General features: G+C 59.4%; 12 protein-coding genes and 1 tRNA gene. 8 read left to right on the plus strand and 5 right to left on the minus strand.

The annotated features are described in order from the left end of the window. The first annotated feature begins 6 nt into the window (after nt 1-6). The 3 genes from recO (at nt 7) to WC811_RS04995 (ending at nt 4541) form a co-directional block, all read left to right on the plus strand. Nucleotides 7-726 (plus strand): DNA repair protein RecO, encoded by a 720-nt coding sequence (recO, locus tag WC811_RS04985; RefSeq protein ID WP_372641583.1) that lies wholly within the window; start codon nt 7-9, stop codon nt 724-726. A 575-nt stretch (nt 727-1301) separates the two neighbouring features. Further along, entirely contained in the window at nt 1302-2312 is a 1011-nt protein-coding gene (locus tag WC811_RS04990) for a hypothetical protein (RefSeq protein WP_372641585.1), read from the plus strand. Between the two features lie 210 nt (nt 2313-2522). Continuing rightward, nucleotides 2523-4541, plus strand: coding sequence for an acetyl-CoA carboxylase biotin carboxylase subunit (locus WC811_RS04995; RefSeq protein WP_372641587.1), 2019 nt, complete (start codon nt 2523-2525; stop codon nt 4539-4541). Between the two features lie 54 nt (nt 4542-4595). Here the strand turns inward: WC811_RS04995 and WC811_RS05000 are convergent, their stop codons facing one another. Further along, entirely contained in the window at nt 4596-5444 is an 849-nt protein-coding gene (locus WC811_RS05000; RefSeq protein WP_372641589.1) for a LysR family transcriptional regulator, read from the minus strand. Between the two features lie 245 nt (nt 5445-5689). On the opposite strand from WC811_RS05000, the gene WC811_RS05005 reads away from it, so the two are divergent. Then, nucleotides 5690-6064, plus strand: coding sequence for a hypothetical protein (locus WC811_RS05005; protein WP_372641591.1), 375 nt, complete (start codon nt 5690-5692; stop codon nt 6062-6064). Nucleotides 6065-6142: 78 nt separating this feature from the next. On the opposite strand, the gene lipB is transcribed toward WC811_RS05005, so the two are convergent. After that, a complete protein-coding gene (gene lipB / locus WC811_RS05010; protein WP_372641593.1) occupies nt 6143-6877 on the minus strand; it encodes a lipoyl(octanoyl) transferase LipB in 735 nt (244 codons plus the stop codon). Between the two features lie 265 nt (nt 6878-7142). Here lipB and WC811_RS05015 point away from each other — a divergent pair. Further along, nucleotides 7143-7229 (plus strand) — tRNA-Leu (locus WC811_RS05015). 187 nt (nt 7230-7416) lie between these two features. Here WC811_RS05015 and WC811_RS05020 read toward each other — a convergent pair. Next, nucleotides 7417-8025 carry a helix-turn-helix domain-containing protein gene (locus WC811_RS05020; protein ID WP_372641595.1) on the minus strand — a complete coding sequence of 203 codons (609 nt, stop codon included), beginning with the start codon at nt 8023-8025 and terminating at the stop codon, nt 7417-7419. 656 nt (nt 8026-8681) lie between these two features. On the opposite strand from WC811_RS05020, the gene WC811_RS05025 reads away from it, so the two are divergent. Continuing rightward, a complete protein-coding gene (locus WC811_RS05025) occupies nt 8682-9071 on the plus strand; it encodes a response regulator transcription factor (protein ID WP_372641597.1) in 390 nt (129 codons plus the stop codon). Between the two features lie 89 nt (nt 9072-9160). Here the strand turns inward: WC811_RS05025 and WC811_RS05030 are convergent, their stop codons facing one another. Further along, nucleotides 9161-10678: a Do family serine endopeptidase gene (locus WC811_RS05030; protein ID WP_372641599.1), complete on the minus strand. Its 1518-nt coding sequence runs from the start codon at nt 10676-10678 to the stop codon at nt 9161-9163. Nucleotides 10679-10971: 293 nt separating this feature from the next. Between WC811_RS05030 and WC811_RS05035 the strand changes: the two genes are divergently transcribed. Both WC811_RS05035 and WC811_RS05040 read left to right on the plus strand, forming a co-directional pair. Then, nucleotides 10972-11259, plus strand: coding sequence for a hypothetical protein (locus WC811_RS05035; RefSeq protein ID WP_372641601.1), 288 nt, complete (start codon nt 10972-10974; stop codon nt 11257-11259). Between the two features lie 153 nt (nt 11260-11412). Then, the gene (locus WC811_RS05040; RefSeq protein WP_372641603.1) at nt 11413-11928 is read left to right on the plus strand and encodes a DUF1269 domain-containing protein; all 516 of its coding nucleotides are present in this window, start codon (nt 11413-11415) and stop codon (nt 11926-11928) included. A gap of 19 nt (nt 11929-11947) precedes the next feature. On the opposite strand, the gene WC811_RS05045 is transcribed toward WC811_RS05040, so the two are convergent. Beyond that, on the minus strand, nt 11948-12949 hold the full coding sequence (locus WC811_RS05045) for a polysaccharide deacetylase family protein (RefSeq protein WP_372641605.1): 1002 nt from the start codon (nt 12947-12949) through the stop codon (nt 11948-11950). Nucleotides 12950-12968 lie beyond the last annotated feature (19 nt).

Here is a 12968-nt window from a genome sequence, read left to right on the forward strand (position 1 = left end):
AGCCCCATGCAGTGGACGGATGAAGGCATCGTTCTTTCGGTAAGACCGCACGGTGAGACGACCGCGGTCGTCGATTTGTGGACGCGCGCCCACGGCCGGCACATGGGGCTTGTGCATGGTGGCCGATCGAGGCGCTTGCGTCCGATCCTTCAGGCCGGAAATCACGTCGATGCGGCTTGGAAGGCGCGGCTTGCGGATCAGCTCGGCTCGATGAGCGTCGAGATGCGGCGCGCCTTCGCTGCCGAAACGCTGGACGACGCCCAAGCGCTGATGGCGTTATCCACCATAACGACCTTGACCGGGCTGCTGCCCGAACGCGATCCCCACCCCAATCTCTACGAAATTACTCTATTCGTTTTGGGTTTTTTGAACGACGCGACGGTCTGGCCCGCGCTGCTCGTCAGGTGGGAGCTGGCTCTCCTCGATGAGTTGGGGTTCGGCCTCGATCTCAGCCAGTGCGCGGCGACTGGCGTCAACGATCAGCTTATCTATGTTTCGCCTAAATCCGGGCGCGCCGTTTCGGCGTCGGCAGGAGAGCCTTATCGCGACAAGCTTTTGGGGCTTCCGCAGTTTCTGACGAAGCAGAGGTCGGGACCGGTCACGGCGCAAGACGTGAATCTCGGCTTCGCGCTCACGGGATATTTCATAGAGAAGCATCTTTTGCAGCCGAGAGGCCAGACGTTGCCGGAGACACGGATGCGCCTCGTCGCGCAACTCGCGGCCTAAGGGTGCCGTAGTTCGGCATTTTTTAATGCAATCCGAGGCGGCGGCGACGGAAGCAGCATGAACAGCCGTTCTTGTTATTGACCATGGGGAAGCGAACAAGTTTCGCTTCGTCCTCACGGCCATCGGATGCGTCGCCGGATTTCGCCGTTCATCGGCTGGGTTCGGTTGTGTCCTGCGACTTGACCGGCGTTGCGACCCACACCGCTCGCACGGTTAGCGACCGCCCGTTCGGATCCCCCCTCCGAACGGGCCTTCTCACTTATCAAGATGGACTGTTGCCTTACGGTGTCGATTTAGGAGGGAATTCAGTTTCCCTTCAGCAAGCATTCATGCTGATGCGTAGACAACTCCTATGCGTGGAATTTCCATTCCCTCTGCGCATGCGGGAGCACGGAGGGTCTAGCGGGGCCGCGGCGTCGAGCTGCGGTCCCGATATTCAAGTGTTCTGCGGCTCGGTTGCCACGCATCGGAAAATGCACGGATTTCTTCTTCCATTTTCCTACGTCTTTTAAGACGCAATTAAACATCGTTGCTTACCCTTCATACGTATTGGGCGTGGCGTTAGGGGGCTATCGATGGGCGGTTTGAGGTCGCTGCCGATTGACGACATTCTGGAGCGGCAAGCGATCGAGTTTGACGACATGCTCTATTTGAAGCGTGCCTTCTACGAAGATGGCGTCACCTCGTCGGATGAGGCCGACTTGCTGTTTTCTCTGCACCGCGGTTGCATGGTGCAGCATGCCGACTGGGCTGATTTCTTCGTCGAGGCGATCACCGACTTTCTCATTATTCAGGAGCCGCCGCGGGGATATCTGACCGCTGCGAACGCGAACTGGCTGGTCAATCGCGTCACAAGCGACGGCAAGATCAAGTCCAAGGCCGAGATCGATCTCGTACTCACCGTGCTCGGCAAGGCGCGCTGGGCGCCGGCGAGCCTGTCGAAGTTCGTGCTCGAGCAGGTCAAACACGCGGTCATCACCGGGCATGGTCCGCTGCGTCACGGCAAGTCCGTGGCCGCGGGCAGGATCAGCGAATGCGAAGTCGATCTTCTCCGTCGCATTCTTTATGCCTTCGGGGGAGACGGTCACGTCGCCGTGACGCGGATCGAAGCCGACGTTCTGTTCGATATCGATGAAGCCGTGGCGGGATCGCCGCCTAATGCTCTTTGGACCGATCTTTTCGTCAAGGCCATCGCCAACGTCATGATGTCGGCATCGGGCTATTCGGTTCCGACCCGCGAGGAGGCGCTCCGGCAGGAAGCGGATTTGGACGACGATGACGGCCAGACGTCGATCCTATTCTCTTTGCTCGCCATGGTTCACGCGAACCTTTCCTCGATGCAAGACGCCTATCATGACCAGAGTCTGGAAGAACGGGCGTTGGCGCGGCTCGAACATCAACGCATCGAGATCATCACGAATGAGCCGATCGCCGAGGTGGACCCGCTCTGGCTCGTTGGACGGCTCGGGCGCGACGGTAGACTGACGCCGAGCGAACGGGCGCTCATCTCGTACTTAAATCACGAGAGCCCGCGCATTCATCCGACGATCACCGAGGCGGTTTGCCGGCTGGGGCAGGCGGCCTAGCGAAAACGCTGCACATCCATAGTTACTTTCGAGCCGCCGGCGGGTCTCCTCGCGGGCGGCTTTCGCTGTGCGGCAGCTGATCGCAGATGCCCTGGCACACGTGGTGCGAACGGCGTGTTTACGCGGCCTTGCACACGCTCTAGAACGGCATGTTGCCTTGCGACAAGCTGAGGCAGCCAAAAGATTGACGGGAAGGACCGGGACGCACCGATGTTCAAGAAAATATTGATTGCCAATCGTGGTGAGATCGCCTGCCGCGTCATCAAAACTGCCCGCAAGATGGGCATCAAGACCGTCGCGGTTTATTCGGACGCCGACCGGGACGCGCTGCATGTCGAGATGGCCGATGAAGCCGTTTACATCGGCGCCGCGCCTGCGGCAGAGTCTTATCTGGTGATGGACAAGATCATCGAGGCCTGCAAGGCGACGGGGGCCGAGGCCGTTCATCCGGGCTATGGCTTCCTCTCTGAGCGCGAAGCATTCCCGTTGGCGCTGCAGAAGAACGGCATCGTCTTCATCGGGCCGAACGCGCGCGCCATTGCGGCCATGGGCGACAAGATCGAGAGTAAGAAGGCGGCCGCTGAGGCCAAAGTTTCGACGGTTCCCGGCTACCTGGGCGAGATCAAGGACAGCAAGCACGCGGTCCAGATCGCCAACGAAATCGGCTACCCCGTGATGATCAAGGCGTCGGCGGGCGGCGGCGGCAAGGGCATGCGCATCGCCTATGACGCGAAGGAAGCGGCCGAGGGCTTCGAACTCGCACGCTCCGAAGCGAAGTCGTCGTTCGGCGATGACCGCTGCTTCGTCGAAAAGTTCATTGAAAATCCGCGCCACATCGAAATTCAGGTGTTAGGCGACAAGCACGGCAACGTCGTCTATCTCGGCGAGCGCGAATGCTCGATCCAGCGTCGCAACCAGAAAGTTTTGGAAGAAGCGCCGTCGCCGCTGCTCGATGAGAAGACCCGCAAGGCGATGGGCGAGCAGTCAGTCGCGCTCGCCAAGGCGGTCGGTTACGACAGTGCCGGTACCGTAGAGTTCGTCGCCGGGCAGGACCGCTCGTTCTATTTCCTCGAAATGAACACCCGTCTGCAGGTGGAGCATCCGGTAACGGAGCTCGTGACCGGCGTTGATCTCGTCGAGCAGATGATCCGCGTGGCGGCGGGCGAAAAGCTGCCGTTCAAGCAGTCCGACATCAAGCTGACGGGCTGGGCCGTCGAGAGCCGCGTGTACGCTGAAGATCCATTCCGGAACTTCCTGCCGTCGATCGGTCGCCTGGTTAAGTACCGGCCGCCAGCCGAGGGGACGAAGGACGGCGTGACGGTACGAAACGACACCGGCGTCTTCGAGGGCGGCGAAATCTCGATGTACTACGACCCGATGATCGCCAAGCTCGTGACCCATGCGCCGACCCGGCTCGAAGCCATCGACGCGCAATCGGCGGCACTCGACGCCTTTTATATTGACGGAATCCAGCACAACGTGCCGTTCGTTTCAGCCGTGATGCAGCATCCGCGCTGGCGGTCAGGGAATATTTCGACGGCCTTCATCAAGGACGAGTTCCCCGACGGGTTCGTGCCGCGTGAGCCGGAAGGCCAGCATTTGGTCACGCTCGCCGCGGTGGCCGGGGCGATCGACCACCTTAGCAATGCGCGCCGCCGCGACATCACCGACCAGATGTCGGGCCTTGGCGTCCGATTCGCAAAGCGGCGAGTCGTGAAGATTGGGTCCGCGACGGTCGAGCTTGAGGCTCTCGGCGCCATTCCGGGTCCTTATTACGTGTCGATCCTCGACAAGGATGGGCAACCGGCGAAGACGATGGAGATCACGTCGGAATGGTGGCCGGGCGAACCGGTGTGGGTCGGAACGGTCGATGCCGCCGACGTTGCGGTTCAAGTTCGTCCGATTCCCAACGGTTTGACGCTGTCCTATCGCGGCATCCAAGCTGCGACTTACGTCTATACGCAGCGCGAAGCCGAGCTGGCGGCGCTGATGCCGATAAAAGTCCCGGCCGATATGTCGAAATTCCTGCTTTGCCCGATGCCAGGTCTCGTCAAGGCGGTGAATGTTACCGAGGGACAGGACGTGAAAGCTGGAGACAATCTGGCGGTCGTCGAAGCCATGAAGATGGAAAACATCTTGAAGGCCGAGCGCGACGGCAAGGTGAAGAAGATCGCGGCGCAGCCCGGCGACAGTCTCGCCGTCGATGCGGTGATCATCGAGTTCGCCTGAGAAGGGTATCGCGCGGCGGCGTTTGAAATAAACTGTTACGTCTGTGATCCGGCATTAGCCGGGTTTCGACGCCGCCCGCCTCAGACCACGTAGAATCGGCTCGTAAGCCTCTTCATTTCGCGTCTCCGGATAGACCATATAAACCGGATAGACGAACTTTCGAGCCCGTTTTGGCTCTCTCACTCGCCCGCGACTGATGAGTTTGCGCACCATGCGAGCCGGGAAATATCCGGAGCATTCGTTCGCCAGAAGATAGTCCAAGCCCATCGGACCGAGATCGAGGCTTATCGCTGGGTTCGCATGCTCGGGAAAAGCCGCGGCATGATCCTGAAGAAAATCCGTTCCCCAATCGATGAGCAGATAGTCGTTAACTCCACGCCGGGCCGAAGCCTTGGCGGACGAGACGAGCACGAACTCTTCATCGAAGAGGTGCTCGATCGTGAGGCCTGGCGGCGGTGACGGACGGTACATGATCGCGAGATCGAGGGTTCCTTCGATCAGCCGTTGGCTCAGCACGGGAGAAGCGCTGGCTGTCGCGGACACGGCGATTCCGGGGATTTGAATCCTCAGTCCAGCCGCCCATTTCAACAGAAAACCGCTCCAAAGGCTCAGCGGCGCGCCCACGGAAATGTGCTCGGGATGCTGATCTGCGAGCGAAACCTGAAGCTGCGCTTGTTGCCAGACGCGCACCATCGCGAGGGCGTGTTTCTGAAAGAGTTCGCCTGCGCCGGTCAGTTCGGCGCCGGACTTCGAACGCGTGAAGAGAGGGCGCCCGAGCAGTTCTTCGAGACCTTTGATTCGCGCCGAGACGGTCGATTGGGTGATGTTCAGCTTGCGCGCGGTGTCGACGAAGCTTCCCGTTTCGGCAACGACGAGGAATGTGCGAGCGAGATTGACGTCCATCCGTTGAGATCCTCATCGCGGAGGCAAGAAACTCATCTATCGAAATTTCCGATATCACCAAACATCAAATTTCGTTTGTGCATCACCATTATTATCATCAATGTCGAAATTGACCCGACTAGAGTCAGGTCGACAGACGCGTGTCTGTCAACGAGCAAACGGAAGGACGATCTAAAAATGGCTAAAGCTGCAAAGAAAGCCGTCAAGAAGGCCCCTGCCAAGAAGGCAGCAAAGAAGAAGAAGTAATGATGTTCAGCCGCGATCGCAGGAGCGGCCGTTTCGACCTTCGGGTTATAGCGGCTGGCGCGATCGCAGTTCTTCTTACGACCTCGGCTGCTTCAGCAGCCACGATTGCCAACCGCGGTGACGAAGAGGTCAAGCTCACCATCACCGAGGACACGTCCACCAAAGACGATGTTCTGGCAGTAGGTAAGGTGGTCGACGGGGTCTGTCAGAAGAGCTGTATCATCCGCCTCAACGACAATGCGAACGACGAGTACGAACTGGACGGTTCGGAAAGCGTTTCGGTCGAAGGGGGTTTTCTCTACTACGATTCGCCCGTGAATGGGGGTGCGCCGCCGCCGGTTGGCAGCGCCTCGAACGATCGGGAAGGAAGATGAAGTAGGAAGAAGGTTGCGGCATCGGTAATCAGGCGCTTGTACCTCAACGGTGCAGGCGCCTTTTCTTTTGGCCGGTGATCAAAGCGCTTCCCCGCCCGGGTCCGTATCAAATTGGGGCGGATCGACAGGCTTCGTCGGTCCAAAAATTTGTTGAAAACTGCCGCGGAGCGCGACGTCCACATCGTATATCGAAACCGGCAGGCCCAAGTCGGCCATGCTCGTCACCCCGTGATCGCGAATTCCGCAGGGAACGATTCCCTGAAACTGAGAAAGATCGGGATCGACGTTAATTGCTATGCCGTGGCTCGACACCCAGCGGCTGACACGAAGGCCGATGGCCGCGATCTTGTCTTCGACCTCATTTCCCATTGAGGATCGTTTGACCCAGATGCCGACCCGGTCGCTACGGATCTCTCCAGTCACGTTGAATTCCGCGAGCGCTTTGATCACCCACAGCTCGAGTCGGGTGATGAAATCCCTGATATCGCGGCCGCGCGTTTCGAGATCGAGCATGACGTAGGCTACGCGCTGGCCCGGCCCGTGATACGTGAACTGACCGCCGCGTGCAGTGCGAAACACCGGCAGCGCGTTTGGGTTCAGAAGGTCTTGGTCCTTGGCGCTGGTCCCGGCGGTGTAAAGCGGGGGATGCTCAAGAAGCCAGACAAGCTCCTTGGCTTTTCCCTCACGGATTGCCACCACGCGGTGGCTCATGACCTTTAAGGCCGACTCATAGTCGACATAGCCGTCACTAATCGCCCAGTCGACTGGGGTCGACCCGGTAGCAATCGATGTTTTGGATGGCTGAGCTTTCACTTTCGGCCGCTTTCGGTTGCGATGGTGCGGGATGCTCTCTCAACGCCCAAGTTATGCGCGGCAGCCCAATGAACCTGGCAACCTCGCTGGACGTCATTCGCCGAGGCGCACATATATATAATGTGAGTCCCGCCATTTGCGGCTTGGATGGGTTTCTGGCCAATCTGCCGCTTGCGTTCCTGGAAGCGCTCTGATACGTCGGCGTCTTCGCGGATTTGGGCAGCGCCAAGGCCCTTCGCGATCTCCAGATCCAAGGGTCTGAACTGCGGTCGTGGCGGAATTGGTAGACGCACTACCTTGAGGTGGTAACGCTGGAAACGGCGTGGAGGTTCGAGTCCTCTCGACCGCACCATTTAAAGTGGCTCACTGAGCTGGCGCCGGGGCTCTCAGGCACCGGCCGAAGTCTAGGACCGGCTGCCGATATGAAGGCAATGGCCGATCATTTGGCGTTTCGTACTTCTACTTCCGGGCTTGGCGCACATCCAATCGGGACGCCGCTGTCGCTCCGATGGGCATTGAAATCCGAGCGGTCGCGCCGCTCAGGACTGTTGCCCGCGGCGCCAACGGAGTGGCGTGTTGCCGACGATCTTCTTGAAGATGGTAGTGAAGTGCGCCTGAGTTTGGAAGCCAACGCTCAAGGCGATCTCGACAAGCGGCTCCGATGTGGTGAGCAACAGAGTCTGCGCACGCTCGATACGCTTGTTCAGCACATAGTCGTGAGGCCGCATTCCGGTTGCGGCCTTAAACTGGCTGGCGAAATACATCCGGCTCATACCCGCGGTGGAGGCCAGCGCCGCCAGTGTGATCTGCTCCGAGATATTGGCGTCGACATATTCAACTACGCGCTTCAGGCGCCACTTCGGCAATGCAGACGGTGCTTTCCGCGACGTCTGGTCATGATCGGTATCGGTTGAAACAGGTAGCTCGAAAAGGCGGGCCACGATCGCGAGCCGCTTCTCGTTCTCGGCGCGACGATCGAGCTTGTCGGGATTGACGCCGGCTTCGACCAAGGCTTTCGCCAAACGATCTAAAATCGGTGATTCCGCGCTTTCGTGATAACCGAAGCGAGACATTCCGCCGATGCTGGTACCGATGCGCTGATACTGTACGGCGCTGTCCTGAAAGTCCGAGGTCAATTGAAGCGACATCGCGGAAGACCTTCCCTGTTTCCTAAGCTTTCGTTTCGGCCGGAGCATCCAAATCGCGCCGATGCGGTGCGATTGAAGTCCGTCGGGTGTGTTGGGAAAGTACGGAAGCGAGCCGGTGCGCTCTATCCTACAAGCGTTTCCGGACCTACATCGTCAGCTTGGTTCTTACATACTTTGGTATGGAGTTCGTGGAGGCGAGAGCGGGCGCCCCAGGATCGCGATGGTTTCGTTTCGACCCCGCCGTGTTCGCTTCGGGAAGCGGTGAAAGGGACGACAAGTTCCGCTTATGCGCCGATCATGCGTTTCGGGAATCGCTTGTGCGAACGGAGAATACCGCTTGAGTGGGCGGTGCCAGTATCGGGGCCCGAGAACGATAAAATCCTTCTCGCCTCGTTAACCTAACGACCCTCCAGCTCATGGTGTCCTCGGCAATATCTCGCCCCCGTCCCCCCGGGGCTGTCCTCCTCCCGAGATGTCCCGAGGCCTCTGGCGCGCCGGTTTTAAACGCAACCGGCGCGCTTTTTTATTAGGGGGACCCTTCGAATGGGCGGGTCGATACAAACCAGCGTATGATTTAAAACTTCCGCCGTAAGCGGCATCTTGTGGTTGTGAATGCGGTTCACACCGCATGTTTTTTTTGAAAAAGGATCGCCGAAGTGTCGCAAAATCCCCTGATCAGCATCATCGATGACGATGAGGCGGTCCGCGTGGCAACCGAGAACCTCGTGCGGTCGCTCGGGTTCGGTGCGAGCACGTTCTCTTCGGCTGAGGAATTTTTGAAGTCCTCCAGACTGGAGGAGACCTCATGCGTCATCACGGACGTCCACATGCCAGGCATGACCGGCGTCGAACTGCAGACCCGTCTTTTAGCGCTTGGACATGATCTACCAATGATATTCATTACGGCATTCCCGGAAGAACGGACGCGCGAGCGGGTGCATGCGGCCGGAGCGATCGGTTTTCTGAGCAAGCCGTTCGATGGCGGAGCGATGATCCAGTGCATCGATAGGGCGCTCGGCCGCGATATTCAGGCTACCCGGCACTAGCGGCCGGATATTCGATAACTAAATTTGAAACGATTGATCGGCGGCAGGCTCAAAGGTCTGCCGCCGATCCTATTCCTGCGTCTGAGCGATCAGCCTTGGCTGGTCGGAACGGCGACGAAGCGGTTGCCTTGTGCCGTCTTCAACTGCATGAGCACGGCGCGCTTGCTTGCGTTCTTCGCTTCCTTCAGCGCCTTTTTCACATCGCCCGGACCGGAGACGGTCTTGCCGCCGACCGACAGAATGACGTCGCCCTGCTGGATGCCTTTTTCGGCGGCGGGGCTTGCGGGATCGACGTTCATCACAACGGCGCCGTGCGAACCTGCGCCTTCGACTTGATCGGCCGGCGCGAGTGTCATGCCGAGTTTAAAATCGCTTTCGGCATTGTCGCTGTTCTGAGCCGATTTGCCGTCGGGATACCGAGCGACGTCCAAATCAACGCTGCGCGTTTCGCCGTTGCGGATGTAGGAAACCTTGATCCGCTGACCGGGCGATACGGCCGCGATCGTGCGGGCCAGGTCGCGACCATCCTTGATCTCGTGGTCGTTGACGGAAAGGATCACATCCTGCGACTTGAGTCCTGCCTGGGCCGCGGGGCCGCCATCCTGCGGCTCGTCGACCAATGCGCCTTTTGCCTCCTTGAGGCCCAGGCTATCGGCGATATCGGCCGTTACGGGCTGTATTGAGACACCGATCCAACCGCGAACGACCTGACCCGAGGAGCGGAGCTGCTCGGAAACGTTTTTCGCCGTTTCTGCCGGGATATCGAAGGCGATGCCGACCGAGCCGCCTGACGGCGAGAAGATCGCGGTGTTCACGCCGACGACCTCACCGTTCTGGTTGAAGGTCGGGCCGCCTGAATTGCCCTTGTTGATCGGCGCGTCGATCTGGATGAAGTCGTCGTAGGGGCCGGAGCCGATATCGCGGCCGTTCGCTGAAACGATACCGGCCGTGACGGTGCCGCCGAGACCGAACGGGTTACCCATCGCCACAACCCAGTCGCCGATGCGCGGAGACTTGGAGGCGAAGCGAACGTAAGGGAAATCGGATGAGCCGTCGACTTTCAGAAGCGCTAGGTCCGTCTTCGGGTCCGTGCCCGCGACCTTGGCATGGTAGCGCTTGCCGTCGGTGGTCATGATCTCGACGCTCGTGGCGTGATCGACGACGTGATTGTTCGTGATCATGTAACCGTCAGCCGAGATGAAGAACCCGGAACCTTGGGCCTGCATAAGGTGGGGCTGGGGGCGGCCGTTCTGATCCTGCGATTGCGGACCCGGCTGGAAGGGGAGGCCCTGGAATGGGTTTTCGCCCTGTTCCGGCGTATCCGAGACGTCATCCACCTGCTCGGCCTTTACAAAGACCGAGACGACAGCAGGTTTCACGCGCTGCACGAGATCGGCAAAACTTGGAACGGCGAGCTGGGAAGTTCCGGGCGTACTCAGATCGGCGACGGGCGTCATCAATGCGTTCGGCAACGGCTTGTCGGCCGCGAGAACGGCTCCGGCTCCGAGGATTGCGACGATCGCCGCGCAGGCAGCTAATTTTATCTTGTGGTTTGCGATCACGCGCCCGCCTGAATGTTGCGCCGCGTTCATCTTGGTCTCGTCCATTATCGGATTTCCTGGTTCTTCGAGGGTCGGCGCACGTCAATGGCACCGCTCCCGGGCTGGGGGTGACGCGAATTTGCCAAAACCAAGCTTTCCGGAATCCGTCCAATGGCTTAAAAATTAGAAAGTAAAAGTCCTATTCCATTCGGCTCAATTGCTCAGGAAAAAAGCGGTTACTATCGTGCGATCGGAAAAATCCGGGATCGATTGAGAAAGAAAGCAGCCGGCGGAAGGTTCTACTCTGCAGTCAATACAGGCGTGGTCCGCCGTGTGCGGATACTTCAGGAGTGACGATGATGGGACAACGTTTTTATTCGCGGAATGCCAATGAGGCCGAGGCGGTCATTCTGGCGGATATCGATGACGCCGCTGCGGTCTATCCGGACCACGATATCGTGACGCGCCATTTCGACGGTCCGTTGACGATCGGCGATTTCGTAAGCGCTTTTGCTGACGGCGCGGAGGGCCACGGCGGTTTGCCGACGTATCTGCGGATCACCGTGCAGGGCGACGCAACCAAGCTTCGGGCGCTGATGGCCGACAAGCGGACACGGGCACGCGCCACAAAGCGCACGTCGCACTAATCCAGACGTTCACTCCGCGCGCGTCTCTAACTTAAGATTTACCGCATTCATCGAACGTGCGTGCCGGCATTCGTCAATTTGATCTATTTCGTTGGCAACAATGCCTGGACGCCCGATGTAGGGTGGCAAAAACCAGCAGGTGGAGTGACCCTAATGTCCGATCTCATCGTCATTGTTTATCCGACCGAGGCGAAAGCCGAGGAAATGCGCACGAAGCTGTTCGAGCTTCAGAAACAATATCTGATCGAGATCAAAGATGCGGTGATCGCGGTCAAGCACGAAGACGGCAAGGTCAAACTCAACCAGCTCATCAATACGACCGCGGCGGGCGCGCTCTCGGGTGGCTTCTGGGGAACGCTGGTCGGCATGATCTTTTTGATGCCGCTGCTCGGAGCAGCAGTTGGTGCGGCCTCCGGCGCTCTCGGCGGTGCGCTTGCGGATTACGGTATCAACGACGACTTCATGAAGGATCTGTCGTCGAGCCTGCAGCCGGGAAGCGCGGCTCTGTTCGTCGAAATCAAGAAGATGACGGAAGATAAGGTTTTTGAAGCGATCAGCGGCACGGGTGGCGTGGTGCTCAAGACGTCGCTCGACAATACAAAAGAGCAGGCGCTGCGCGATGCGATTGCGACACACGCTCCGGCGATGGCGCAAACTCCGCAGACCTAATTCGCGCTGGCCCGGGTTTTCAATGCTCGGACCTATTGGCCCGATGGGCACGGTGCGCCGCCGAAGTTCGTCTTTGGCGGCGTATTTCCTTGGACGGCTCCTTTCTGCCGTTTCGGGTCTTCTTCTTTATATAGCCGCGTAGCGCCGCCGTTGTCGCCGCGCGGTCGGGCTCGACGGAGGCATAGAACGGCAGCTTCCGCCTGCGCTTCGTCCTGCCGCCATCGATGGTAACTTCCGCAACCGCTTCGGGCAGCAGTTGCGCCGGTATTTTCGAACGCATCTGGACGACAGTGTAACCGCGCGCTTTGAGGGCCGCGAGGATGTCGGGGAGGGCTTTGGCCGTCACGGCTTTGATGTCATGGAATAGAATAATTCCGCCCTGATACTGCTCGATACCGGCGAGCGTGCGCGCAATGAGGCGGCTTTTATCCGGGATATAGCTGTCGTTCGACACCACATCGACGGTGAAGGCGGCGATGCCGCGTGTGCGCAGATACCTTATGAGAGCCGGCGAATCCGCGAGCCCCGGAAACCGGAAGAATGGCGCTATCGGAGTTCCGGCCGCCAAAGCGACTGCGGCGAAACCCTGCTCGATGTCGTCGGTGGCGGCAGATTCCTCCATCCGCGGCAGATTGAACGGATGGGTCATCGTGTGGGCGCCAAGGGTGTGGCCGCGCGCCACGACCTCTTGCGTAACATTTGGATGCTCGAGCGCCATGCGGCCAACTTCGAAGAACGTCGCCTTGGTGCAGAAGCGGTCGAGCGTATCGAGGATTGAGCGCGTGATCCACGGCATGGGGCCGTCGTCGAAGGTCAGGACGACTTCCTTGGGCTTCAGGAACGAGGGCTCTTTCGTTTGGCGCGTAACGGCGCCGTAAATTCCGCCTTTGCTGGCATCGATCTCGATGATGCGGGAAACGCCGAGGGCGGTTTTCGGGTCGGTGCAGTCGGCCTGTGCTCCCGGCGCCGTCGACGTCAGGAATAACAGAGCCGCGGCAAATTTAAAGTTCGTGAGCCGCATCGAGGACGGCTGGCGGCGC

Source organism: Hyphomicrobium sp. (assembly GCF_041659645.1).
Taxonomy (GTDB): domain Bacteria; phylum Pseudomonadota; class Alphaproteobacteria; order Rhizobiales; family Hyphomicrobiaceae; genus Hyphomicrobium_B.